This window comes from Sphingomonas trueperi (assembly GCF_040545665.1).
In the GTDB taxonomy this organism is placed as follows: domain Bacteria; phylum Pseudomonadota; class Alphaproteobacteria; order Sphingomonadales; family Sphingomonadaceae; genus Sphingomonas; species Sphingomonas trueperi_B.
On record NZ_JBEPMH010000002.1, the window covers coordinates 486,983 to 510,141 of the forward strand.

Sequence of the window (23,159 nt, forward strand, 5' to 3'; positions counted from 1 at the left end):
GGGGGGAGCGGGGCAAGGCGATGCGATCGGGCATCGGCCGCGCCGCCCTCCCTGTCCCTTGATGGGGAGAGGGCTTGCTGGATGACCACCGAAGTCGATTATTACGAACTGCTCGAAGTCGAGCGCACCGCGGACGATGCGACGATCAAATCGTCCTACCGCAAGCTCGCGATGAAATATCACCCGGACAAGAATGCCGGGTGCAAGGATTCCGAGGCGAAGTTCAAGGCGATCAGCGAAGCCTATGACTGCCTGAAGGACCCCCAGAAGCGCGCGGCCTATGACCGCTTCGGCCATGCCGCGTTCCAGAACGGCGGCGGCGGCGGCCATCATGGCGGCCAGGGCGATTTCGGCGCGTTCAGCGACATTTTCGAAAGCGTGTTCGGCGAGTTCATGGGCGGCGGGCGCGGCGGCGGCCGGCCCCAGCGGCGCGGCGCGGACCTGCGCTACGACATGGAAATCTCGCTCGAACAGGCCTTCCACGGCCATTCGACCGAGATCACCATCGACGTCTCGGGCCCCTGCGACAGCTGCAATGGGTCGGGCGCCACGCCCGGCACCAAGGCCAAGACCTGCACCACCTGCGCCGGCCATGGCAAGGTGCGCGCGCAGCAGGGCTTCTTCATGGTCGAGCGCACCTGCCCCGCCTGCCACGGCGCTGGCGAGGTGATCGCCGAGCCCTGCCGCACCTGCCGCGGCGAGGGCCGGACCGACAAGACCAAGACGCTCAAGATCGAGATTCCGCCCGGCGTCGACGAAGGCACCCGCATCCGCCTGACCGGCGAGGGCGAGGCCGGTGCGCGTGGGGCGCCCGCGGGCGATCTCTACATCTTCCTCCACGTGACCCGCCATTCGCTCTACGAGCGGCAGGGCACGACGCTGTACGCCACCGCGCCGATCAGCTTCACCACCGCGTCGCTCGGCGGCGAGATCCGCATCCCGGGTCTCGATGGCGAGGAGCATGTGATCAAGATCCACGCCGGCACCCAGTCGGGCCGCGAGATGCGCCATCGCGGCGCGGGCATGCCGGTGCTCCAGGGCCGCGGCCGCGGCGACCTGGTCGTCCGGCTGGAGGTGGAGACGCCGACCAAGCTCACCGCCAAGCAGCGCGAGCTGCTCGAGGAATTCCGCAAGACCGAGACGGGCGAGGAATGCCCGCAGTCGAGCGGCTTCTTCGCCAAGCTGAAGGCGGCGCTGGGTTGAACTTGACGTACCGCACCCATCAGCCGTCATTCCGGCGAAAGCCGGAATCCATTGGGGTCACGGTGGCGGCTCGAGCCGAAACCGCGTGGCGAATGGATCCCGGCTTCCGCCGAGATGACAGGGGTAGGGATGACGTCGTGGGCGGCCAGGCATGACCCCGCGCGAACTCCTCGACACCGCCGACGTCCCTGGCGGCGAACCGCTGCGGCTGTTCCGCCGGGGCGACGACCACATGATCGTGCTCGAACGCAACGAGCTGATGAACAGCCGGATGAGCGGTTCGGAAGAAGCGCTGGCGGTGATGACACTCGAACGGCTTGGCAAGCGCGAGGCGCGGGTGCTGATCGGCGGATACGGCATGGGCTTCACCCTGCGCGCCGCGCTGGGCGTGCTCGGGACCAACGCCAAGGTGACGGTGGCCGAGCTGGTCCCCAAGATCGTCGACTGGGCGCGCGGGCCGATGGCGGCACTCACCAATGGCTGCCTCGACGATCCGCGCGTGAAGATCGTGTTCGACGATGTCGGCCGCGTGATCGCCGACGGCCAGAATGCCTATGACGCGATCCTGCTCGACGTCGACAACGGCCCCGACGGGCTGACCCGCATCGGCAACGACAGCCTCTATTCGATGCGCGGCCTCGATTCCGCCCGCCAGGCGCTCCGTCCCGGCGGCATTCTCGCGGTGTGGTCCGCAGCACCCGACGCACCCTTTGCGCGCCGCATGCGCGACAGCGGGTTCCAGGTGGAAGAGGTCGCGGTGCGCGCTCGCCAGAACGGCAAGGGCCCGCGCCACGTCATCTGGTTCGGGAAGCGGCGATAACGCAGCCCAAGGACTGAACGTTGCCGCCCCTGCGCCTGCCTCAACCCACCGTGTGCGCCGTGATCGCATAGCCGAACGGGTCGCGGAACGCGAAGTAACGGCCGAACGGTCCGTCCTTGGGCGCGAAGACGATCGGCGTGCCGTGCGCCACCAATTGCCCGTGCAGCGCATCGGCATCGTCACAGCCGAACCAGAGCGCGACGCCTTCCCCCAGCGCCTGTTCGGTATCCAGCGGCCCGACCGGGTTGCGGACGGCGAACGCAACCGGGCCGGTATCGAACACGACCGCGCCCGGAGGACTGTGCGGCACGAGCTTCAGCCCCACCACCTCGCTGTAGAAGATCCGGGCGGCATCGAGGTCGTGCGTCTGGATGCTGATGAAGTCGGGACCGAGGAGACGCGCCATGGTGTGCTTCCTTTTTCGTGACGGATGATGTATCAGTGTCCTGATATTATGTAAGGGCCCTGATATGTCAAGCACGAAGCGGGAGGCGAACATGGACGATCCATACGCCACCATCGGATTTGCCCTGAAGCTGGCGCAGCAGGCGTTGCGCACGCACATGGACGCCGGGCTCCAGCGGATCGGGCTGACCACGCCGCAATATGCGGTGCTCAACTTCCTCAAGGCGGAGCCGGGCGCCTCGAACGCGGAGCTCGCGCGGCGATCGTTCGTGACCCCGCAGACGATGCAGGGAATCGTGGTGGCGCTCGAGCGGTCCGGTTTCATCGTCCGCGCGCCGCACCCCGAACATGGCCGCGTACAGACCACCGAGCTGACCGAGCGGGGGCGCGAAATACTGGCCGCGGCATCCGGCATCGTGTCGGAAGCGGAAGCGCGGCTGCGCGCCGCGTCCGCACCGCTCGATCCCGGAACCCTCACCGAGGCCCTGTTGCGCCTTGCCGAGGCGCTTCGCTGAAGCAGGGCAGCCGCAACCAGCGCCACGCGCCTTGGACCGCGCGTCCACCCGCGCGCACCTGAAACTTGGGTCAGGTCATCCCGTCTGCGGAACGAGGTTCGGGGCTCGTGCATTCCGAAGAGCGCAAGTTCCAGAAGGAAGCCCGACGATGTCCGATACGCCCGAAACCACCAGCCTGCTCGTCACCGCCCGCGTCGATGGGCTCAAGGTGCGCAGCCGCGACGGCGATTCGCTGGGGCAGGTCCAGGCCTTCATGGTCGAGAAGGGCACGGGCCATACGCTCTATGCGGTGCTCAGCCTCGGCGGGTTCCTCGGCATGGGCAAGAGCTATTACCCCCTGCCCTTCGAGCTGATCTCCTATGACGCGACCGGCGACGACTATGTCGTCACGATCGACCGCCGCGTGCTCGAAGGCGGCCCGAGCTGGGCGAGCAACGCGCCGGAATTCACCCAGGCCTATGCTGATCGCGTGTCCAATTACTACGGCCTCTCCGCGGCGCGGGTGGATCGGGTGCCGCTGGGGTGATGGCCTGACCGGCGAGTCAAAATCAAAGCGTTTACTCCCCCGCCAGGGGGAGGAAACAGCTTTAGGCTGCCCTCGCACTAAAACGCCCCTCCCGCTTGCGGGAGGGGCGGGGGGAGGGTGCGTGAGGGTGGCAGGGGCGAGCGGCGCAGAAGCGTCCTTGGGGAGGATGCGACGTCCAGCACACTCTCGGCCGATCCGCTCGCTACCCTCACACACCCTCCCCTAACCCCGCCCGCAAGCGGGAGGGGGATTTGCAGGGCTCACCCTCGCCGCAGGCGCTTGGCGATCCCCTCCGCGCCCAGTCGCCGCACCACCCGCTTGGCCAGCGCAATCCCGCCATCGAACCTCGCCAACGCCGCGATCAGCGCCCGGTTCGCCAGCGTGGGCCGCAGCAGCAGCAGGTCCACGCACGCCACCCCGCCGCTCGCCATCTGGCGCTTGTGCTGCCCCTCGCCCTCGGTGAAGTCGAACCAGGCGAAGCGCGCTTCCGCGAACAGCGCGCGCAGCGCCGCCAGTTGCAATACCGCGCCGGGCGACAGCGCCGCGAAGTCCGGGTCGTGCCCGACATGGGCGTAGATCAGCGTGTCCCCAACCGCCGGGCAGCACAGATACGCCACCGGCCGCCCTTCCACCAGCAGCAGCCACGCGCGCACCGCATCCGCTTCGGCCAGGCGCTGCAGCGCCGCCAGGTCGTCCGGCAGCCCGGCCCCGAGCAGCCGCTCCTGATAGGTTCGCGCCGACAGCGCGCGAGCGCGCGGGTGGAAGTCGGCCATTTCCGCCGGCGTGCGATAGCAGCGCACCTCGCCGCCGAGCCGATTCGCCTTGCGCTTCAGCCCCTGCCGCGTGTTCGCCGACAGCCCTGCGAACCAGGCATCGAAACCCAGCGACAGGTCGACGTAAAAGCGCGTGTAGCGCTGCCGGACGAACCCCAGCATCCCGCCGCCGAGCGGCGCCGGGCACTGCGCCTCGGGCAGCGAGGTCAGCAGATAGCCCTGGGCCTTGGCTGGTAGCGGCGGCAGTGCGGGGCAGCCCCCCGCCCGCGCCTCGGCCAGCGTCAGAGGCACCCGCACCAGCTGCCGCCGCACCGTCGCCAGCGTCCGCGCACCGACCATGAACCGCAGCGCCACCGTCTGCGCTTCGCTCACCCTGCCCGCTCCTCGACGAGGTTCGACCAGAGCTGCTCGGCCTGACGCAGCCGGGTGCGCAGCAGGCTGGGGCCAAGCGGCGCGTCCTCCTGGTCGAGCGCAAGCGGAGGGCGATCGGCGAAATGCGCGGTCGGCAGCACGTCCCGACGCGCCGCGAGCATGGCGCACAGCGCCTCGAAGCGGCGGACATGCACGGCGTTGGGGCGGGTGCCCGCGCGGTTGGCCAGTTCGAAGCCGTGGCTGACGATCGTCACCGCGGCATGCCGCGCGGCTGCCGCATGGTCGAGCGCGGCGCGCATCTCGCGCTGCGACAGCGCGCAGATCTGGAAGTGGCGCAGCTGGGTGCCCGCATCGATCAGCGTCACCGGCACCTCGATCACCCCCTGGTGCAGCACCGGCGCGATCCGCTGCGGCGACAAGGCGATTCCGCTCGGCCAGGGATGCTCGGAGCCATTGTGGCTCGAGTCATAGGCGAAACCCTCTGCCGCCAGCGCGGCGAGCGTCGCATCGTTCGCCGAATAGCTGCCCCCGCGAAACGCGATCGGCGGCGGCGCCCCCGCCTCGATCAGCAGCGCGCGCGCCTGGCGTATCAGCGCGTGCTGCTCCTCCGCGCCGTAATCGACCAGATCGAACCGCGCCGGCATCTTCGCGCGATCGGCCGCGCTCGCCCCGGTCCAGTTGGGGTGGAGATGCAGCTGCACTTCCTGCCCCGCGGCACGGATCGTCCGCACCACCGCCGCGATGGGTGCGAGCCCGTGGACCAGCGCCGGCATCGGATCGACGAAGAAACACGCCTTGAGCCCATGCGCCGCCAGCCGTTCCAGCTGCCAGCCCACCCCCACCCCGGCCGGCTCGAACGAGCGCGCCGCCATTTCCGCCAGATCGAGCCCGGCGACGTGGTGGCGCCACATCAGCTCGGTATCGATCGTCAGGAAGACTTGGGTGGGCATGCAGTCGCGTCTCGCTCTCGCCCCGGAGACGGGGGTTCGTCACCCCCGTCCTAGCCCCACCGGCGTGAACAAATGGCAAAGCGCCTAGGGCTTGATCCCGTAGCGGGCGAACTGCTCGTCGATCCGCGGCTCGATCATCCGCGAGGCGGCGAGATAGGCATCGGCGTCCTTGGCCTTGGTCCGCTTGCCGATCACCCCGCGCATGTAGAGGCTGGCCGCCTGTTCGGGCTCGGACTGGAGCGCCGCGTCGAGATCGGTCTGCGCCGCGTCGAGCTTGCCCATGCGAAAATAGACCATGGCCCGGCTGTCGAGCACCGAGGCCGAGCTGCTGCTAAGCTCCACGCCGCTGGTGCAATCCTGCAGCGCCTGCGGAAGCGCGACATTGTGCGTCGCGCGGATCCAGCAGCGGCTGTTGAGCAGCGACGCGTTGCGCGGGGCCGCGGCGATCGCCTCGTCGAGCACGGCGACGGCGTCGTCGACCTTCCCCGCCTCGGCCAGCAGGTCGGCCAGCTGCATCTGCCAGCCCAGCTTCTTCTCGCCGCCCTGGTCGATCCGGGCTTCGATCAGCGCGCGCGCCTCGTCCAGCTGCCCCTTGTCGCGCTTGAGGGTGGCGGAAAAGGCGGTTGCGCCCGCCGACTCGGGCTCCAGCTCCAGCGCCGCCTGCACGTCGGCCAGCGCCTTGTCGTCCTGGCGCAGGGCGTAATAGGCCCGGGCCCGGCGCAACAGGGTGTCGGCGGTGGGGGCCAGCTCGATCGCCTTGCTGAGATCGGCAATCGCGCCCTCGCGCTCGTACAGCGTCTCGTAGAACCAGGCGCGGTTGGTGTAATTGTCGGGATCGTCGGGGGTGGCGGCGATCGCCTTGGCATAGGCCTCGAAGATCGGCTTGAGCCGGATGCCCTGCTTTGCGGCGGTGATCGCCGCCCAGCGCGGCGGCAGATCGGCCGGAGCGACCAGCCGCAACGGGTTCGCCTTGACCCGCGCCACCTCGGCACGTGCCGCCGGGATCTGCGCGGCGGGGACTTCCTCCAGCCCGGTGGTGGTGCGATCCTGCAGCGACAGCCAGCCTTCGGCCAGCGTCACCTTGCGCGCCAGCTGCATGCCCGCGACGGCAGCCGGCAGGGTCTGCTGGCCTTCCAGCGTGAAGCCGCTGCCGCCATTGGGCAGTTGCCAGCGCCGCTCGACCCACACGTCACTCAGCGCGCCGCTGGTCGCCGGAATCGTCTTCCACGCCGTCCGCGCGCGGTTGGGCGCGAAGTTCAGCGACGCCGCCGTGGTGTCCAGCGTCTCGCGGAAGCGGCCGCGATCAAAGTTCCAGTCCTGATAGGCGACGCCCGCCGCGCTCACCGTCACGGTGCCGCCGGTAGCGTCGTCCTCCATCTTCTGGTCGTAGGTACTGTGACTGCCGAGCACCGCGCTGATCTGCGGATCGAGGAAGGCAGTGAGCTTTTCCTTGTCGATCTGGGAGCGGGCGCCGCGCAGCGCCTCGGCCATCGCGCCGCTATAGACGATCCTGATCGTGTAGAGCTGCGGGAATTCGATCCCCGCGGTGGCATCGAGCGTCACCGACACCTGCTGCGCCGGTCGCGCAGGCGGCCGCATCGGCATCGCCTCCAGCCCGGCCCCGGCGGCGCGGATTGGCAGCGCGGTCTTGAACGGCGGCACATCGTCGAGATCCTCGGCGCGCGAGCCGCCCTGGGTACCGTCCAGCCACAGCGTCTTCCCCGCGATGGTCGCGCGGACGATCACATGGTCGAACGCGCCCGGCGAGGGCAGCCGCGATTCGACGAGGTCGCCCAGCCCGCTGCTCACCAGCGCCGGCTCCGCCTCAATGTCGAGCGCGCGGAGCAGCGAGACGAGCAGCAGCGTCTTGGCCTTGCAGTCGCCATAGCGCAGCGACCAGGTGTCCGCCGGGGTCTGGGGACGGTAATTGCCGTTGTCCATGCCGCGGAACAGGTAGCGGACCTGGTCCTGCACCAGCCGCAGCGCCAGCGCCGCGCGAGTGCGCGGGTCCTTGCTCGCGGCGGCGATCCGCGCGACTTCGGCGGCGAGCGGGCTGCCCGCCGGGATCGCCCCCTCGCTGCGATAATAGGGCGCCATCCCGCGCGAGATCGCCGCCCAGTCGGGATAGCTGCTAAGCTCGAGCATCGGCAGCGGCTTGTAGCGTGCGGGTGCGTCGTCGGGCAGCTCGGCGGGCTTGGCCGCGGGCATCGGCAGGGTCAGCTCGCGATAGCCGCCGGCGATCAGCTTCACCTCCGCCTTGCTGCGCTCGGCCGATCCGACAACGCCGCCCGAATAGTCGCGCCACGCCAGCGGTACGCCGTCCTTCCACAGCACCCGCGCGCGGCCGAAACCGAGCTTGTTGGGCGCCGGCACCATCGGCAGGACGCTCATCATCTCCTTGCCGAGCACCGGATCCTTGCGGGTGATCGAGAAGGCGACATCGATCACGTCGCCGACCCGCAGCCCCTCCAGCGCCACCGTGGCGGTGAGCGTGCCGTCGAGCGCGGCCTGCTCCAGCTTCTGCTCGCGCTGGAGGACGTTGAAGCGGGTGCCCTTGGCGAGCAGGTCCACCCGCTCGCCCTTGCGCAGGATCTGCAGCTTGTGGACGATCAGGTCGCCCTTGGCGGGATCCCATTGCAGCGGCAGCGTGCCGCTCTGGGTGAGCATCTGCGGCGAGGCGATGCGGATCGCGCTCTCGAAATAGATCGAGACCTGGCCGTCTTCCAGCCGCTGCTGCTGGTCGAAGATCTGCAGCACGGGGGCGGAATCGTCGAGCTTGGCGGTGTCGACCGCCGGCGCTGCCAGCACCCAGGCGGGTGCAGGCTGGTAGAGCGGCTTGTCCCCGGCATGCGCCACCCCAGCCGTGGACAACAACACGGCCACCAACATTCGACGCCCCCGCATGCAACTCCCCCTCAGATCATGGGGCGACAGTAGCGGATGCGGAACGACGCTCAAGTGCCCTTTACGAACGACGAGCCGTTAGGCCTAGCGACTGTGGTAGAAGTCGTACACCTGCTGCGCGACGGCCGCCGAGACGCCCGGCGCCTTCTGCAGATCCTCCAGGCTCGCATTCCGCACGGCGCGCCCGGTGCCGAAGTGCATCAGCAGCGCTTTTTTCCGCGCCGGGCCAATGCCGGGCACTTCGTCCAGCGGACTCGCGCCGATCGCCTTGGCGCGCTTGTCGCGATGCGCGCCGATGACGAAGCGGTGGACCTCGTCGCGCAGCCGCTGGAGGTAGAAGAGCAAGGGCGCGTTGACCGGCAGCATCCGCTCGCTGCCGTCCATCAGGTGGAACACCTCGCGGCCGTCGCGGCCATGGTGCGGTCCCTTGGCGACGCCGACCATGCACACGTCCTCAATGCCCATTTCCTCCAGCACCGCGCGCGCCGCGTTGAGCTGCCCGCGACCGCCGTCGAGCAGCACCAGGTCCGGCCAGTCGCCCTGGCTGCGATCGGGGTCCTCGTCCTGCGCGCGGGCGAAGCGGCGGCTGAGCACCTCGCGCATCATCCCGTAATCATCACCGGCGATCGTCTCGGGGCGCTTGATGTTGAACTTGCGATACTGGCTCTTGCGGAAGCCCTCGGGCCCCGCGACGATCATCGCGCCCACCGCATTGGTGCCCTGGATATGGCTGTTGTCGTAGACTTCGATGCGGTTCGGCGGCTCGGGCAGATCGAACAGGTCGGCCATTTCGCGGAGCAGCTTGGCCTGCGTCGTGCTCTCGGCGAGGCGGCGGTCGAGCGCCTCCTCGGCATTGCGCTTGGCTTGGTCGAGCAGACGACGGCGGGTGCCGCGCTGGGGGACGGAGAGCGCCACCTTGTGCCCGGCGCGCTCGCCCATCGCCTCGGCGAGCAATTCGGCCTCGGGCAGCTCGCGATCGACGAACACGTTCCGCGCGGGCGGCACCTCCTCGTAGAACTGCATCAGGAAGGCGGCGAGCACCTCGTCCTCGGGCACGTCCTGAGTGTGGCTGGGGAAGAAGCTGCGATGGCCCCAATTCTGGCCGCCGCGGATGAAGAAGGCCTCGATGCCGATCACGCCCGACTTGCTCGCCTGCGCGAAGATGTCGGCATCGCCCACGCCTTCCGCGTTGATCGCCTGGCTGCCCTGGATGAAGGTGAGCGCCTTCAGCCGGTCGCGCAGGATCGCGGCCAGCTCGAAATCGAGATTTTCGGCCGCGGCCTGCATCTGCTCGCCCAGCTTGGCCTGGACCTTGGTGGACTTGCTCTGGAGGAAGTCGCGCGCGTCGTTGACCAGCTCGGCATAGCCGTCCTGATCGATGCGGCCGACACAGGGCGCCGAGCAGCGGCGGATCTGGTAGAGCAGGCACGGCCGGTCGCGACTGGCGAAGAAACCGTCGGTGCAGCTGCGCAGCAGGAACAGCTTCTGCAGCGCGTTGAGCGTCTTGCGCACCTGCCCGGCGCCCGCGAACGGCCCGAAATAATCGCCTTTGGCGCGCCGGGCACCGCGATGGAGCTGGACGCGGGCGAAGTCGTGGTCCTGGCGCAGCAGGATGAACGGGAAGGACTTATCGTCGCGCAGCAACACATTGTAGGGCGGGCGGTAGCGCTTGATCAGCTGCGCCTCGAGCAGCAGCGCCTCGGCCTCGTTGTTGGTCGTGACGATCGTCATCGAGCGGGTCTGCGCGACCATGCGCTGGAGCCGCTTCGACAGGCGATTGACCTGGGTGTAGTTGGTCACCCGGTTCTTCAGCGCGCGCGCCTTGCCGACGTACAGCACGTCGCCGCGGGCATCCTGCATGCGATAGACGCCGGGGCGGATCGGCAGCGTCTGCAGCACGTTGCGGATCGCCGAGACGCCTGCCTCGAGGTCCGGCGTCTCGGCGCCGCGGACCGCGAAGGTGGCCTTTTCCTCGTTGAATCGCTCGGGGGAATTGGGGTCGTTCATTGCCGCCGATGTAGGGGCGCGAGCGGCGGGATGCCACTACAGAGAAAACTCCTCCCCGGTACGGGGAGGGGGACCAAGACGCGCAGCGGCTTGGTGGAGGGGCCGCGCCGTCAGGCGCGGGTCCGGCGGAGGTCGTGGGCACACCGCCGCTGACGCGGCGGCCCCTCCACCCCTCGGCTTCGCCGAGCGGTCCCCCTCCCCGTACCGGGGAGGAATGGCGCTACTTCGCCCCCGCCTCGTTCTCCAGCTGGTCGACCTGCGCCTCGATCCGCCGCATCGTCTCGTCCGCACGCGCCTTCACATCGGTCGCGCGCGTGTGGTCATCCGCCGCGTGGCGCAGCGCGACCAGGGCCACAAATGCAGCGAGCGCCAGCGCCACCACGGCACCGGCGCTCAGCCAGCGATAGGATTTTTGTTCAGCCATCGCTCGCCCTTAGCACGGGCGGCGTGGCAGGACAGCTCAGTTGAGCCGGCCCAGCCCGGCGATGGTCTTGTCGACCAGCGCCTTGTCAGCCTCGACGCCGTGCTTTTCCGCGATCACCGCGGCAGCGGCGGTCGTGGCGGCATCGGCGGCCTTGGCGCGGATCGCCTGGATCGCAGTACGCTCCGCAGCGGCGATCTTGTCTTCGGCCATGCGGGTACGGCGGGCGATCAGCTCGGCCGCATCGGCCTCGGCCTTGACCTGCATCGCAGCTGCCTCGGCCTGGGCGTTGGCGACCACCGCCTTGGCGTCCGCGTCCGCCGAAGCGGTGCGGGCCTTGGCCTCGGCGAGCATCGCCTCGGCTTCCGCGCGCAGCTTCGACGCTTCGTCGAGCTGGGTGCGGATCTTGGAAATCTGCTTGTCGAGCATGGTGCCGATCATGCTCGGCACCTTCTTGACGAGGATGATCAGGACCACCGCCAGCATCGACAGCGCGACGAAACCCGGCGCGGTGATGCCGAACACGGCCGGCTCATGATGGAGTTCCACGGTACCGACCTCGGCGTTCAGGGAATGAGCTTGTTCAGCCATGGGCAAGCGCCGCCTTCACCTTCTGTTCGACGCTGGCGCGGTCAACCGCGACGCCCGACACGCGGGCGACGATCGCCTCGACGGCCTCGACGGTCGCCGCTTCGATCTCGCCGATCGCCGCCTGCTCGCGCTCGGCGATCGTGCGGGTCGCGTCGGCCAGCCGCGCTTCATCGGCTGCATGCGCGGCCTTGAGCTTGGCTTCGGCGGCGGTCGCCGCCTGCGCCTTGGCGCCGGCGGTCACCCGCAGCGCCTCGGCACGGGCAGCGTCCAGCCCGGCCTGATAGGCCTCGTCCGCCGCCCTGGCAGCGTCGCGCGCCACTTCGGCCGCGGCGAGGTCGCCGCTGATGCGGGCGGAGCGATCTTCCATCGTCCGCTCGATCTTCGGCACCATCGCCTTGCCGATCCCGAAGTAGATCAGGGCAAATACGATCGCGAGCCAAAAGACCTGCGAGGCGTAGATCTCCGGGATCTGATCTAACTGCGGCATCGGCCGAGGCCTCCGTTCTGCTTACTTGACGACGAAGAGGATCAGGATCGCGACGACGAACGCGATCAGGCCCAGCAGTTCCGACGCGGCGAAACCGATGAACAGGCGACCCTGCTGGCCGTCTGCCGCACCCGGGTTGCGCAGCGCGCCTTCGAGGAACGAACCGAACACGTTGCCCACGCCGAGCGCGGCGAGGCCGATACCGATCGCAGCCAGGCCGGCACCGATGTACATTGCACCCAGATCAGTCATTTCTAGCTCCCTAGATAATTCGGTAAAAACGATAATTCGAAACGGAACGACTTAGTGCAGGTGCACCGCGTCGTGGAGATACAGCGAGGTCAGCAGCGCGAACACATAGGCCTGGATCGCGCAGACCAGCAGCTCGAGCGCGCTGACGCCGACGATCATCGCGAAGCTCAGCACGCCGACCACGCCGCCCAGCGGCGTGCCGCTGCTCAGGCCCTGGACGACGAAGCTGCCGAACACCTCGAGCAGGATGTGCCCTGCGGTCATCGCGACGAACAGTCGCAGGCCCAGCGAGAACGGACGCACCAGGAACGAGATCAGCTCGACGGGCACGATCACCGGCATCAGCCAGACCGGCGCGCCGTGCGGCACGAACAGCGAGAAGAACTTCACGCCATGCTTGATCAGGCCGACCGCGAGGACGATGCCGAACGAGAAGAAGGCCAGCACCGCGGTGACGGTGATGTGGCTGGTCACCGCGAAGGTGTGCAGCCCCGGCAGCACCGCCAGCGGCAGCACGCCGACCAGGTTGGCGAACAGGATGAAGAAGAACAGCGAGAAGATGTACGGCGCGAACTTCTTGCCGCCCTTGCCGATGTTCACGTTGACCATCGAGTCGATGAACCCGACCGCGCCTTCCACCATCAGCTGCCACTTGCCCGGGATCAGCTTGCGCTGCAGGCCGCCCACCATGAAGACGAACAGCAGCGCGGCGACCACGAACATGAACAGCGCCGAGTTGGTGAAGGAGATGTCATAGCCGAACAGGTCGATATGCCGGCCCAGTACGGGCTCGACCTTGAACTGCTCCATCGGATCGATTTTGCCGGCGCTCACTCTGCGCGCTCCTTCGAAATCTTGTAGATGTTGCGAAACGCCACGATCACGCTGAGCACCAGCAGGATCAAGAGCCCCCAGGGGCTCGTTCCCAGCCAGCGATCCAGCGCGAAACCGATCACCCCACCGCCCAGCGGTGCGCCGATGAGTTCGGCGAGCACCCGCGAGCCCTGCTTGTAGCCCTTTTCGGGCTTTCGCACCGGCGTCTGACCCTCGCGCACCGCCGCCTTCGCATCGGCGATGCGACGGTCTAGGTCGGAACGGATAGGGTCGTCAGACAAAGCGAGCACGGCGATCCAGATATGAAAAAGCCGCCACGCATCGGGCGGGCGACAAACAGCATCGCAAGCCGATGGCCGCGACGTGATGGCGCTTTAGGAAGACCAAACGACCGAGTCAACCGTTGCAGCATCCTGCGCTTCATTGCCGATTCATGCGCGGGCGCGGCCTTCGCATCCGCGGAAATCCGCCAATTGCATCCGTTGCGGTGCAACAGGTTGGCGTTCACGGGACGAGGGGTCACCCTATTCGTTCCGGCGGATTGCAGGGCTTCCGCCGCCCCTGCATAGTCGCGGCGATGTCCGACGAGGCTCCCGATAACAGCGGCCACCGCGCGCGCCTGCGCAAACGCCTGTTCGAAGGCGGGCCGGAGGCGCTGCTCGATCACGAACTGGTCGAATATCTGCTGGCGCTGACCATCCCGCGCAAGGACACCAAGCCGCTCGCCAAGACGCTGCTCAAAGAGTTCGGCGGCCTGCCGGGCCTGCTCGCCGCCGATGCCGAGGCGATGCTGCGGATCGAGGGCGTCAAGGACACCCAGATCGCCGCGCTCAAGGCGGTGCACGCGGCCGCGCTGCGGCTGCTCCAAGCGCGGGTGCGCGAACAGCCGGTGCTGGCCAACTGGCAGGCACTGCTCGACTATCTGCGCGCCGACATGGCCCCGCACGCGATCGAGCGGGTGCGCGTGCTCCACCTCAACACCCGCAACATGCTGATCCGCGACGAGCTGATGAACGAAGGCTCGATCGACGAGGCGCCGCTTTATGTCCGCCAGGTGATCGCCCGCGCGCTGCACCTGGGCTCGGCGGCGCTGATCCTGGTCCACAACCATCCCTCGGGCGACCCGAGCCCGAGCCGCGCCGACATCGACGTGACGCGCAAGGTGGCCGAAGCGGGCAAGCCGCTGGGCATCGTTGTGCACGACCACATCATCATCGGCAGCGAAGGCCATGTCAGCCTGAGGGCGAAGGGGCTGCTTTAGGGGAGCCGGAGGACGACCAAGGACAGAGCGTATCCTCCCCCGCCAGGGGGAGGTGGCAGGCCGAAGGCCTGACGGAGGGGGAGGAAGCACGACGGTCCGAGAGGTTCTGGCATCCTCCCCCTCCGTCGCCTGCGGCGCCACCTCCCCCTGGCGGGGGAGGATACGCTTTGGACCTCAGCCCTTACTTCTTCCGCTTGAAATCCACCGAGACGACGTTCGAGCCGTCCTCGGCGGGCTTGGCCACCGGGCCGTCGCCGTCATTCTCGGCATCGTCATGCTCGTGCGGCTCGGGGCCGTCGGGGCCTTCGGTCGCCTGGAAGCGCAGCTCGAAATTCACCGCCGGATCGTGGAAGCCGGTGATCGCCGCGAACGGGATCGTCAGGATCGACGGGATCTGGTTGAAGCTGAGCCCCACCGAGAATTTCCGGTCGTCCACCGTCAGGTCCCAGTAGCGGTGCTGGAGGACGATGGTCATCTCGTCCGGGAACCGCTCCATCAGCCGCTGCGGGATATCGACCCCGGGCGCCTGCGTCTTGAAGGTGATGTAGAAATGATGCGCGCCCGGCAGGCCGCCCGACTGCGCCACCGATCCGAGCACACGGCCCACCACGGCGCGCAGGGCTTCCTGCACGATCTCGTCATACGGAATCAAACTATCGGGCACGGTGCCGTTCATGCTCCCTTGGGTAGCGGCTGAAATGTTGGGGTCAAGATTGCATGCGTCGTCATCGGCGTTATGTGCAGCGGCATGCGTATCGCCACGATCAGTCGGAAGACCAGCGAAACCTCGATCGACGTCACCGTCAACCTCGACGGCACCGGCGTTTACAACATCAGCACGGGCATCGGATTCTTCGATCACATGCTGGAGCAGCTGAGCCGCCACGGGCTGATCGACATGGACGTGAAGACGGTGGGCGATCTTCATATCGACCAGCACCACACGGTGGAGGACACCGGGCTCGCGATCGGCGAAGCCATCGCCAAGGCGCTGGGCGACAAGAAGGGCATCCGCCGCTACGCCGATGCGCTCTCGCCGATGGACGAGACGCTGACCCGCGTCGCGATCGACATCTCGGGCCGCCCCTATCTCGTGTGGAAGACCGCGTTCAGCCAGAAGAAGCTCGGCGAGATGGATACCGAGATGTTCGAGCACTGGTTCCACAGCTTCGCCCAGACCGCCGGCGTGACGCTGCACGTCGAGACGCTGTACGGCAGCAACAACCACCATATCGCCGAAGCCGCGTTCAAGGGCCTGGCCCGCGCGCTGCGCGAGGCGGTGGAGATCGATCCGCGCAAGGCGGATGCCATCCCGTCGACCAAGGGAGTGCTGTGATGATCCTCGTGCTGCTGACCTACAAGGTGGATATCGCCCAGATCGACGAACTGCGCCCGGCGCATGTCGACTGGCTCAAGCAGGGCGTCGCCGATGGCCGCCTGCTGGTGGCGGGCCGCAAGGTGCCGGTGACCGGCGGCTTCTTCATGGCACGCGGCTCGCTCGACGAGGTCCAGGCCTGGGCGGCCACCGATCCGTTCGCCACCGCGGGCGCGGCCGAATACGCGTTCATCGAAGTCGCCCCGAGCATCCTCGCGCCGGGGCTGGAGGCGCTCGGCCAGTGACCGTCGCGCTGATCGATTACGGCGCGGGCAATCTCCACTCGGTGCACAATGCGCTGAAGGCGGCGGGCGCTGCCGACATCGCGGTGACGGCGGACCCGGCGGTGGTGCGCGGCGCCGACCGCGTGGTACTGCCGGGCGTGGGCGCGTTCGGTGCCTGCGCCTCGGGGCTGCGCGCGCTGCCCGGCATGATCGAGGCGCTGGAGACGCGGGTGCTGCGCGACGCGGTGCCGTTCCTCGGCGTGTGCGTCGGGATGCAGCTGCTCGCGACCACCGGCGAGGAACTGGGCAGCCATGCCGGGCTCGGCTGGATCGCCGGCACCGTCCGCCAGCTTCCCCCCAGCCCCGACGTGCGGGTGCCGCACATGGGCTGGAACGACGTGGTGCCGGTGGCCGACCATCCGCTGATCGAGCGCGGCGAGGCCTATTTCCTCCACAGCTTCGCCTTCGACGGCGACGCGGTGCTCGCCACCACCGAACATGGCGGCCCGGTGACCGCCGCGATCGGCCGCGACAACATCGTCGGCCTGCAGTTCCACCCCGAAAAGAGCCAGCGCTACGGCATCGCGCTGCTCGAACGATTCCTCGCCTGGAAGCCCTGAGATCCCCATGACCCTGCACATCTTCCCCGCCATCGATCTCAAGGCCGGCCAGGTCGTTCGCCTCGCCGAAGGCGACATGGCGCGGGCCACGGTGTACGGCGACGACCCCGCCGCGCAGGCCGCGCTGTTCGCGCAAGCCGGCGCCGAATGGCTGCACGTCGTCGACCTAGACGGCGCCTTCGCGGGCGAATCGGTCAACGGCCTCGCGGTCGCCAACATCCTCGCCAAGACGCCTGCCAAGGTGCAGCTCGGCGGCGGCATCCGGAACCGCGAATCGGTTTCGCGCTGGCTCGACATGGGCGTGACCCGCGTCGTGATCGGCACCGCGGCGCTGGAGAATCCGGACCTCGTCCGCGAAGCCGCCCGCGCGCATCCGGGCCAGATCGTCGTCGCCGTGGACGCCCGCGACGGCATGGTCGCCACGCATGGCTGGGCCGATGTGTCGGACGTCAGCGTGGTCGATCTCGCCCGCCGCTTCGAGGATGCCGGCGTCGCCGCTTTGCTCTTCACCGATGTCGGCCGCGACGGACTGCTCAAGGGCTGCAATGTCGAGGCGACCGTGGCGCTTGCCCGCGCCGTGTCGATCCCGGTGATCGCCAGCGGCGGCGTCACCGACATCCACGACATCCACGCCCTGCGCGGCCATGTCGAGGACGGCATCGAGGGCGTGATCTCGGGCCGCGCGCTCTATGACGGCCGGCTCGACCTCGCCGAAGCGATCGAGGCCGGGCGATGACCGTCCGCGCCCGCGTCATCCCCTGCCTCGACGTGGCCAACGGCCGCGTCGTCAAGGGCGTCAACTTCGTCGAGCTGCGCGACGCCGGCGATCCGGTCGAGCAGGCCCGCGCCTATGACGCGGCGGGCGCCGACGAGCTCTGCTTCCTCGACATCACCGCCAGCCACGAGGCGCGCGGCACGATCCTCGACGTGGTGCGCCGCACCGCCGAGGTGTGCTTCATGCCGCTCACCGTCGGCGGCGGGGTGCGCAGCGTCGAGGATGCCCGCGCGCTGCTGCTGGCGGGCGCGGACAAGGTCGCGGTGAACAGCGCGGCGGTGTCGCGTCCGCAAGTGGTCGCCGAGATCGCCGACCGCATGGGCAGCCAGTGCGTCGTCGCCTCGGTCGACGCGCGGCGGACCGGCGACGGGCGCTGGGAGGTGTTCACCCATGGCGGTCGCCGCGCAACCGGCATCGACGCGGTAGAGCACGCGCTGCGCCTCGCCGAGCTGGGCGCGGGCGAACTGCTCGTCACCTCGATGGACCGCGACGGCACCCGCGACGGCTATGACCTCGACCTGATCCGCACCATCGCCGACCAAGTGACGGTGCCGGTGGTCGCCTCGGGCGGCGTCGGCGGGCTCGACGATCTGGTGGCGGGCATCCGCGACGGCCATGCATCGGCAGTGCTGGCGGCGTCGATCTTCCACTTCGGCCAGGCAACCATCGCCGAGGCGCATGCCGCGCTGGCGGCGGCGGGGATTCCGGTTCGGGGGTGAGCGGGACTTGGGTCTGCTCTCGGACAAGTTCCGACCCTAAGTGGCTCGCTCGACAACGGAAAACGACGGCAAGCCACCACTTAATACATCCATGCAACCCCATCCCGTGACGAATTGGTAGTGAGCTACAGGGCCGAAGACTTCCTTCCACATTTCCGACTGGAAGCGGCTAAAGCGTGCGCCCTCCAGGCGGTATGCAAAGTGGTTAGGAACCAGACCTTCATTCGGGGTGTCTTCCTCCTCAGTGCTAACCGCCATCTCGTCTGACAGTCTCACGATGCACGGACGATCAAAGCTTACACGCAGTGCATGCGCGGGATCATTCGGCAACTTGAAGTCGGCCGCGATTCCATCTGTCTTCCATTCGAACGCAAGGAGGTCGCTTGCTACCGCTCGTAGCGGAACGCCCGTCTCGATTGGTATGTAAGTTGGCATAAAGCCATCCTGACTCGCTATGTCGACGTCCGCAATCCACCAGCCCCAGACATATCCCAGTTACGCCGCCGTCGGCCGGCTCAGCACATACCACGCGCACCCCAGCATCGCCGCCGCCACCCCGACCGCCAGCCACGGCCCCGGCCGCGCGCCCCAGGCGAACAGGCCGTAGCCGAGCGCCATGCCCGCGCATGCCATCGCCTTGCCCTTGCGCGGGATCGCGCCCTGTTCGCGCCACGCGACCAGCGTCGGCCCGAATCGCGGATGGTCGAGCAGCCACGCCTCCAGCCGCGGCGAGGAGCGGGCGAAGCAGCCGGCGGCGAGGATCAGGAAGATCGTCGTCGGCATCAGCGGCAGCAGCGCGCCGATGAAGCCGAGCGCGACGAACACGAAGCCCAGCACCAGCCACAAGGGTCGCGACAGCCGCCCCTGCCCTGCCCCCGATTCGCGTTCCTGCACCATCGTCATCCTGCCCTGCTGCCGCGAATCGCTCGCAATCACCATAAGGGAAGCCCCGCAATCCCGCGCCCCAGGATTGACAGCGCCGCACACCTCCCGCAGCCGGAGACCATGGCCGACCTTCTCGACACGCTCGAACAGACGATCCGCGACCGCCGCCTGGGCGATCCCGCGACCAGCTATGTCGCCAAGCTAACCGCCCGCGGCCGCGCCAAGATCGCGCAGAAGCTGGGCGAAGAAGCCACCGAAGCGGTGATCGCCGCGATCCAGGACGATCGCGAGGAGGTGGTGAAGGAATCGGCCGATCTGATTTTCCACCTGCTCGTGCTGCTGGCGGACATGGACCTCCGCCTCGACGACGTCCGTGCCGAGCTGGCGCGGCGCGAGGGCGTGTCGGGGATTGCCGAAAAGGCGGCGCGGGGGGCGTGAGGCTGCCCCCTCCAAATTCCTCCCCGGCACGGGGAGGGGGACCATTCGCGCAGCGAATGGTGGAGGGGCCGCCGCGGCACGCGGCGGGATCCTGCGCTGCGAGCCAGCACCGCGCCTGCCGGCGCGGCCCCTCCACCACGCGGCTGCGCCGCGCGGTCCCCCTCCCCGTTCCGGGGAGGATTTACGTCACGGAGCCCATAATGCCGATCGACCCTACCCAGCCCTATGACGACCAGAACATCTTCGCCAAGATCCTGCGCGGCGAGATCCCGGCGAAGACCGTCTACGACGACGACTACGCGGTCGCCTTTCACGACATCGCGCCGCAGGCGCCGCATCACATCCTGGTGATTCCCCGCGGGCGCTACGTCAGCTGGGACGATTTCTCCGCAAATGCATCCGACGAGGAGATCGCCGGCTTTGTCCGCGCGGTCGGCGCGGTGGCGCGCGCGGCCGGGGTGGTTGAGTCAGGATACCGCCTTCTCGCCAATGTGGGCCTCGACGCCGGGCAGGAAGTGCCGCACCTGCACGTCCATATCTTCGCAGGCCAGCCGCTCGGGCCGATGCTCTCGCGGTAATTGCGTGCGCACGCAACATTGTTTCACATCCGCACGCGGTAGGGGATTGCGCGGGCCGCGTTTGGGGCTAGGCTCGCGCCTTTACCAATTGGGGGCGGCGACACGCTCGCCGCATATGGGGATCAACCAATGATATTCGGGCGCGTAAAGCCTCTCGATGCCATTCTAGCCACCGCCGAAAAGAAATCGCTCCACCGCTCGCTCGGCGCCTTCCAGCTGACCATGCTCGGCATCGGCGCGGTGATCGGCACCGGCATCTTCGTCCTGACCGCCGAGGCCGCGCAAAAGGCCGGGCCGGGCATGATGATCTCGTTCGTCATCGCCGGCTTCGTCTGCGCCGTCGCGGCGCTCTGCTATGCCGAGATGGCGGCAATGGTGCCGGTCTCGGGCTCCGCCTATACCTATAGCTACGCCGTGATGGGCGAGCTGGTCGCCTGGATGGTCGGCTGGGCGCTGATCCTCGAATATGCCATCGCGGCGGGGGCCGTCTCGGTCGGCTGGTCCGGCTATATGATGGGGTTCATCCAGAATAATTTCGGGATACAGGTCCCCCTCCAGCTGATCCGCGGGCCGTTCGACGGCGGCATGATCAACCTGCCGGCGATGGCGGTCGCCGCGATCGTCACCGCGCTGCTGGTGAAGGGCACCAAGGAAAGCGCCTCGGTCAACGCGGTGCTGGTCGGCATCAAGATCCTCGCGCTGGCGATGTTCGTGGTCGTCACGCTGCCGGTGCTCAAGACCGGCCAGTTCACGCCGTTCGCGCCGCTCGGCTTCGCCGGCATCTCGGGCGCGGCTGCCTCGATCTTCTTCGCCTATGTCGGCTTCGATGCGGTGTCGACCGCCGCCGAGGAAACCAAGAACCCGCAGCGCAACATGCCGATCGGCCTGATCGGCAGCCTCGCGATCTGCACCATCTTCTACATGCTGGTCGCCTCGGGCGTGATCGGCACCGTCGGCGCGCAGCCGGTCTACGGCCCGGGCGGCGAAGTGCTCTCGCCCGGCACGCCCGCGCTGTCGCAGGCCTGCGCCGCGCTGACCGAACAGGCGGTGGTCTGCTCGAAGGAAGCGCTCGCCTGGACGCTGCGCTCGATCGGCCATCCCTTCCTCGGCTGGCTTGTGGGTGCCGCGGCGATCATCGCGCTGCCTTCGGTCATCCTGATGATGATGTTCGGCCAGACCCGCATCTTCTTCGTGATGAGCCGCGACGGCCTGCTGCCCGAGTTCTTCTCGCGCGTGCACCCGAAGTGGCACACGCCGCACGTCATCACGATCCTGACCGGCATCTTCGTGTCGCTGTTCGCAGCCTTCTTCCCGGTGGGCCTGCTGGCGGACGTGTCGAACTCGGGCACGCTGTTCGCCTTCGCGGCGGTGTCGATCGCGGTGCTGGTGCTGCGCCGGACGGACCCCACGCGCCACCGCCCGTTCCGTACCCCGGCGATCATGGTGACCGCGCCGATCGCGATCGCGGGCTGCCTCTATCTGTTCGTCAGCCTGTCGGGCCCGACAATCGCGCTGTTCTTCGGCTGGGCGGTGGTCGGCCTGGTGGTCTATTACAGCTACAGCCGCTCGCGCAGCCATGTCGGCCGCGGGCTGGTGGACGTGCCGGAAGCCTATGCCGACGCGCCGCCCCAGCCGGTGCCGCCGATCGGCAGCGCGCATACGCCGGGCTACAAGGACAGCTGATCCGCGGATCGCCGTCCACAAAAAGAAAGGGCCGGAGGAGCGATCCTCCGGCCCTTCTTCTTTGAGTAAAGCCTAACGCCTCAGCCGATCTTGGCGGCGGCGAGCGCCTTCAGGTCCTTCTCGGCGCGGGCGCCATAGTGCTGGATGATCTCCGCCGCGCAGATCGCGCCGAGCTGGAGCGATTCCTTCAGCCCCTTGCCCTGCGCCTGGCCGTGCAGGAAGCCGGCGGCGAACATGTCGCCCGCGCCGGTGGTGTCGACCAGTGCGCTGATCGGCTCGGCGGGAACTTCGACCCGCTCGTCGCCCTGCAGGGCAAAGGCACCCTTCTCGCTGCGGGTGACGACGAGTAGCGGCACCTTGCCATGGATGTGCTGCACCGCCGCTTCGAACTCCTCATGCGCGCACAGGGCGAGCAGCTCGGCCTCGTTGGCGAACAGGATGTCGATCAGCCCGTCCTCGATCAGCTTGCGGAAATCGTCGCCGTGGCGCGAGATGCAGAACACGTCGGAGAGGGTGAAGGCGACCTTGCGGCCGGCGGCACGCGCGATGTCGATCGCCTTGCGCATCGCGGCGCGCGGCTCTTCCGGATCCCACAGATAGCCTTCGAGATAGAGGATCGCGCCGTTCGCGATCATCGTCTCGTCGAGCGCGGCGGCGGGCAGATACTGCGAGGCGCCGAGGAAGGTGTTCATCGTGCGCTGGCCGTCCGGCGTCACGAAGATCAGGCAGCGCGCGGTGGTCGGCTGGCCGGGGCGGACCGCGGTGTCGAAATGCACGCCCGCGGCGCGGATGTCGTGCGCGAAGACGGCGCCGAGCTGGTCGTCCGCCACCTGGCCGATGAACGCCGCCTTGCCGCCAAGCGCCGCGATGCCCGCGACGGTGTTCGCCGCCGAGCCGCCGGAAACCTCGCGGCCCGGGCCCATCTTGGCATAGAGCGCATCGGCCTCTTCGGGCGAGAACATCAGCTGCATGGAGCCCTTGGGCACGCCGATCGATTCGATGAAGGCATCGTCGGCCTGGGCGAGGATGTCGACGATGGCATTGCCGATCGCGACCACGTCGTAGCTGGGGTTGGTCAAGGTTCAGGGCTCCAATTGTAATGGGCGTCGCCCTAGAGAGAGGCAGGTGCAAGTGCAACCAAGGGAAAACCGTTTGAACGCTGTCCGTATCGCCAAGTCCTCGGTGCCCTTTTCGGCGCTGCTGCTCGCCGCCTGTTCGGGCACGGTGCCGACGGCGCGGCCCGCGGCGCCGCTGCCGGTGCCGGGCCGCGTGCCGGAGCAGCCGGCGAACCTGGCGCCGATCCGCGGGCTCACCGCGCCGCAGCTACTGGCGCGCTTCGGCCAGCCGCGGCTCGACGTGACCGAGGGCAAGGGCCGCAAGCTGCAGTTCGTGGGTCCGATCTGCGTGCTCGACGCCTATCTCTACCCGCCCGAACATGGCGGGGGCGCCGCGGCGGTGACCTGGGTGGATGCGCGGCAACGCAACGGCAGCCCGCTCGACCAGGCGAGCTGCGTCGCGGCGCTGAGCAAGCGGAAGTAAGG

28 protein-coding genes are annotated in these 23,159 nt (G+C 68.4%); 14 read left to right on the forward strand and 14 right to left on the reverse strand.

Translation table 11 applies throughout. The annotated features are described in order from the left end of the window. Nucleotides 1–81: 81 nt before the first annotated feature. Both dnaJ and ABIC65_RS09675 read left to right on the forward strand, forming a co-directional pair. Nucleotides 82–1,203, forward strand: coding sequence for a molecular chaperone DnaJ (gene dnaJ / locus ABIC65_RS09670; protein ID WP_354308306.1), 1,122 nt, complete (start codon nucleotides 82–84; stop codon nucleotides 1,201–1,203). Nucleotides 1,204–1,354: 151 nt separating this feature from the next. Beyond that, nucleotides 1,355–2,023: a spermidine synthase gene (locus ABIC65_RS09675; protein WP_354308307.1), complete on the forward strand. Its 669-nt coding sequence runs from the start codon at nucleotides 1,355–1,357 to the stop codon at nucleotides 2,021–2,023. A 40-nt stretch (nucleotides 2,024–2,063) separates the two neighbouring features. On the opposite strand, the gene ABIC65_RS09680 is transcribed toward ABIC65_RS09675, so the two are convergent. Continuing rightward, nucleotides 2,064–2,429 carry a VOC family protein gene (locus tag ABIC65_RS09680; RefSeq protein ID WP_354308308.1) on the reverse strand — a complete coding sequence of 122 codons (366 nt, stop codon included), beginning with the start codon at nucleotides 2,427–2,429 and terminating at the stop codon, nucleotides 2,064–2,066. 91 nt (nucleotides 2,430–2,520) lie between these two features. On the opposite strand from ABIC65_RS09680, the gene ABIC65_RS09685 reads away from it, so the two are divergent. Next, nucleotides 2,521–2,943: a MarR family winged helix-turn-helix transcriptional regulator gene (locus ABIC65_RS09685; RefSeq protein WP_354308309.1), complete on the forward strand. Its 423-nt coding sequence runs from the start codon at nucleotides 2,521–2,523 to the stop codon at nucleotides 2,941–2,943. A gap of 148 nt (nucleotides 2,944–3,091) precedes the next feature. Beyond that, on the forward strand, nucleotides 3,092–3,469 hold the full coding sequence (locus ABIC65_RS09690) for a PRC-barrel domain-containing protein (protein WP_354308310.1): 378 nt from the start codon (nucleotides 3,092–3,094) through the stop codon (nucleotides 3,467–3,469). 260 nt (nucleotides 3,470–3,729) lie between these two features. Here the strand turns inward: ABIC65_RS09690 and ABIC65_RS09695 are convergent, their stop codons facing one another. From ABIC65_RS09695 to ABIC65_RS09740, 10 genes are all read right to left on the reverse strand, one after another. Further along, complete coding sequence (locus ABIC65_RS09695; RefSeq protein WP_354308311.1) at nucleotides 3,730–4,614, reverse strand: GNAT family N-acetyltransferase; 885 nt, start codon at nucleotides 4,612–4,614, stop codon at nucleotides 3,730–3,732. Beyond that, the gene (locus tag ABIC65_RS09700; protein WP_354308312.1) at nucleotides 4,611–5,564 is read right to left on the reverse strand and encodes a polysaccharide deacetylase; all 954 of its coding nucleotides are present in this window, start codon (nucleotides 5,562–5,564) and stop codon (nucleotides 4,611–4,613) included. The genes ABIC65_RS09695 and ABIC65_RS09700 overlap by 4 nt, the downstream gene beginning before the upstream one ends. Before the next feature lie 84 nt (nucleotides 5,565–5,648). Beyond that, entirely contained in the window at nucleotides 5,649–8,441 is a 2,793-nt protein-coding gene (locus ABIC65_RS09705) for a DUF3857 domain-containing protein (protein ID WP_354308314.1), read from the reverse strand. Between the two features lie 111 nt (nucleotides 8,442–8,552). Beyond that, the gene (gene uvrC, locus ABIC65_RS09710; RefSeq protein WP_354308315.1) at nucleotides 8,553–10,475 is read right to left on the reverse strand and encodes an excinuclease ABC subunit UvrC; all 1,923 of its coding nucleotides are present in this window, start codon (nucleotides 10,473–10,475) and stop codon (nucleotides 8,553–8,555) included. 220 nt (nucleotides 10,476–10,695) lie between these two features. Next, on the reverse strand, nucleotides 10,696–10,899 hold the full coding sequence (locus ABIC65_RS09715; RefSeq protein ID WP_354308316.1) for a hypothetical protein: 204 nt from the start codon (nucleotides 10,897–10,899) through the stop codon (nucleotides 10,696–10,698). 36 nt (nucleotides 10,900–10,935) lie between these two features. Continuing rightward, nucleotides 10,936–11,487: a F0F1 ATP synthase subunit B family protein gene (locus ABIC65_RS09720; RefSeq protein WP_354308318.1), complete on the reverse strand. Its 552-nt coding sequence runs from the start codon at nucleotides 11,485–11,487 to the stop codon at nucleotides 10,936–10,938. After that, nucleotides 11,480–11,974 (reverse strand): F0F1 ATP synthase subunit B family protein, encoded by a 495-nt coding sequence (locus ABIC65_RS09725; RefSeq protein ID WP_354308319.1) that lies wholly within the window; start codon nucleotides 11,972–11,974, stop codon nucleotides 11,480–11,482. The genes ABIC65_RS09720 and ABIC65_RS09725 overlap by 8 nt, the downstream gene beginning before the upstream one ends. Before the next feature lie 21 nt (nucleotides 11,975–11,995). Beyond that, nucleotides 11,996–12,208 carry a F0F1 ATP synthase subunit C gene (locus tag ABIC65_RS09730; protein ID WP_010544368.1) on the reverse strand — a complete coding sequence of 71 codons (213 nt, stop codon included), beginning with the start codon at nucleotides 12,206–12,208 and terminating at the stop codon, nucleotides 11,996–11,998. Between the two features lie 69 nt (nucleotides 12,209–12,277). Next, nucleotides 12,278–13,060 (reverse strand): F0F1 ATP synthase subunit A, encoded by a 783-nt coding sequence (locus ABIC65_RS09735; protein WP_354308320.1) that lies wholly within the window; start codon nucleotides 13,058–13,060, stop codon nucleotides 12,278–12,280. Continuing rightward, nucleotides 13,057–13,350: an AtpZ/AtpI family protein gene (locus tag ABIC65_RS09740; protein ID WP_409530247.1), complete on the reverse strand. Its 294-nt coding sequence runs from the start codon at nucleotides 13,348–13,350 to the stop codon at nucleotides 13,057–13,059. Before ABIC65_RS09740 ends, ABIC65_RS09735 begins: the two co-directional genes overlap by 4 nt. A gap of 287 nt (nucleotides 13,351–13,637) precedes the next feature. On the opposite strand from ABIC65_RS09740, the gene radC reads away from it, so the two are divergent. Next, the gene (gene radC, locus ABIC65_RS09745; RefSeq protein WP_354308322.1) at nucleotides 13,638–14,321 is read left to right on the forward strand and encodes a RadC family protein; all 684 of its coding nucleotides are present in this window, start codon (nucleotides 13,638–13,640) and stop codon (nucleotides 14,319–14,321) included. 181 nt (nucleotides 14,322–14,502) lie between these two features. Here the strand turns inward: radC and ABIC65_RS09750 are convergent, their stop codons facing one another. Beyond that, nucleotides 14,503–14,997 (reverse strand): SspB family protein, encoded by a 495-nt coding sequence (locus tag ABIC65_RS09750; RefSeq protein WP_121074169.1) that lies wholly within the window; start codon nucleotides 14,995–14,997, stop codon nucleotides 14,503–14,505. 72 nt (nucleotides 14,998–15,069) lie between these two features. On the opposite strand from ABIC65_RS09750, the gene hisB reads away from it, so the two are divergent. Genes hisB through hisF form a run of 5 tightly spaced genes read left to right on the forward strand, consistent with a single transcriptional unit; the run spans nucleotide 15,070 to nucleotide 18,034 of the window. Next, nucleotides 15,070–15,657 (forward strand): imidazoleglycerol-phosphate dehydratase HisB, encoded by a 588-nt coding sequence (hisB, locus tag ABIC65_RS09755; RefSeq protein WP_354308323.1) that lies wholly within the window; start codon nucleotides 15,070–15,072, stop codon nucleotides 15,655–15,657. Continuing rightward, nucleotides 15,657–15,941 carry a YciI family protein gene (locus ABIC65_RS09760; RefSeq protein ID WP_354308324.1) on the forward strand — a complete coding sequence of 95 codons (285 nt, stop codon included), beginning with the start codon at nucleotides 15,657–15,659 and terminating at the stop codon, nucleotides 15,939–15,941. The genes hisB and ABIC65_RS09760 overlap by 1 nt, the downstream gene beginning before the upstream one ends. Beyond that, a complete protein-coding gene (hisH, locus tag ABIC65_RS09765) occupies nucleotides 15,938–16,540 on the forward strand; it encodes an imidazole glycerol phosphate synthase subunit HisH (RefSeq protein WP_354308325.1) in 603 nt (200 codons plus the stop codon). Before ABIC65_RS09760 ends, hisH begins: the two co-directional genes overlap by 4 nt. 7 nt (nucleotides 16,541–16,547) lie before the next feature. Beyond that, on the forward strand, nucleotides 16,548–17,276 hold the full coding sequence (gene hisA / locus ABIC65_RS09770) for a 1-(5-phosphoribosyl)-5-[(5-phosphoribosylamino)methylideneamino]imidazole-4-carboxamide isomerase (RefSeq protein WP_354308326.1): 729 nt from the start codon (nucleotides 16,548–16,550) through the stop codon (nucleotides 17,274–17,276). Next, nucleotides 17,273–18,034: an imidazole glycerol phosphate synthase subunit HisF gene (hisF, locus tag ABIC65_RS09775; protein ID WP_354308328.1), complete on the forward strand. Its 762-nt coding sequence runs from the start codon at nucleotides 17,273–17,275 to the stop codon at nucleotides 18,032–18,034. The genes hisA and hisF overlap by 4 nt, the downstream gene beginning before the upstream one ends. A gap of 495 nt (nucleotides 18,035–18,529) precedes the next feature. On the opposite strand, the gene ABIC65_RS09780 is transcribed toward hisF, so the two are convergent. Further along, complete coding sequence (locus ABIC65_RS09780) at nucleotides 18,530–18,931, reverse strand: YbaN family protein (protein ID WP_354308611.1); 402 nt, start codon at nucleotides 18,929–18,931, stop codon at nucleotides 18,530–18,532. 108 nt (nucleotides 18,932–19,039) lie between these two features. On the opposite strand from ABIC65_RS09780, the gene ABIC65_RS09785 reads away from it, so the two are divergent. The 3 genes from ABIC65_RS09785 to ABIC65_RS09795 all read left to right on the forward strand — a co-directional run bounded on the left by ABIC65_RS09785 (nucleotide 19,040) and on the right by ABIC65_RS09795 (nucleotide 21,618). Further along, nucleotides 19,040–19,357, forward strand: a complete 318-nt coding sequence (locus ABIC65_RS09785) for a phosphoribosyl-ATP diphosphatase (RefSeq protein ID WP_354308329.1) — start codon at nucleotides 19,040–19,042, stop codon at nucleotides 19,355–19,357. Nucleotides 19,358–19,557: 200 nt separating this feature from the next. Next, nucleotides 19,558–19,935 (forward strand): HIT domain-containing protein, encoded by a 378-nt coding sequence (locus ABIC65_RS09790; RefSeq protein WP_354308330.1) that lies wholly within the window; start codon nucleotides 19,558–19,560, stop codon nucleotides 19,933–19,935. A 129-nt stretch (nucleotides 19,936–20,064) separates the two neighbouring features. Beyond that, nucleotides 20,065–21,618 carry an amino acid permease gene (locus ABIC65_RS09795; protein ID WP_354308331.1) on the forward strand — a complete coding sequence of 518 codons (1,554 nt, stop codon included), beginning with the start codon at nucleotides 20,065–20,067 and terminating at the stop codon, nucleotides 21,616–21,618. 80 nt (nucleotides 21,619–21,698) lie between these two features. Here the strand turns inward: ABIC65_RS09795 and ABIC65_RS09800 are convergent, their stop codons facing one another. Continuing rightward, a complete protein-coding gene (locus ABIC65_RS09800; RefSeq protein ID WP_354308333.1) occupies nucleotides 21,699–22,697 on the reverse strand; it encodes an adenosine kinase in 999 nt (332 codons plus the stop codon). A 73-nt stretch (nucleotides 22,698–22,770) separates the two neighbouring features. On the opposite strand from ABIC65_RS09800, the gene ABIC65_RS09805 reads away from it, so the two are divergent. Next, nucleotides 22,771–23,157 (forward strand): hypothetical protein, encoded by a 387-nt coding sequence (locus tag ABIC65_RS09805; protein WP_354308334.1) that lies wholly within the window; start codon nucleotides 22,771–22,773, stop codon nucleotides 23,155–23,157. The last annotated feature ends 2 nt before the right edge of the window (nucleotides 23,158–23,159 follow it).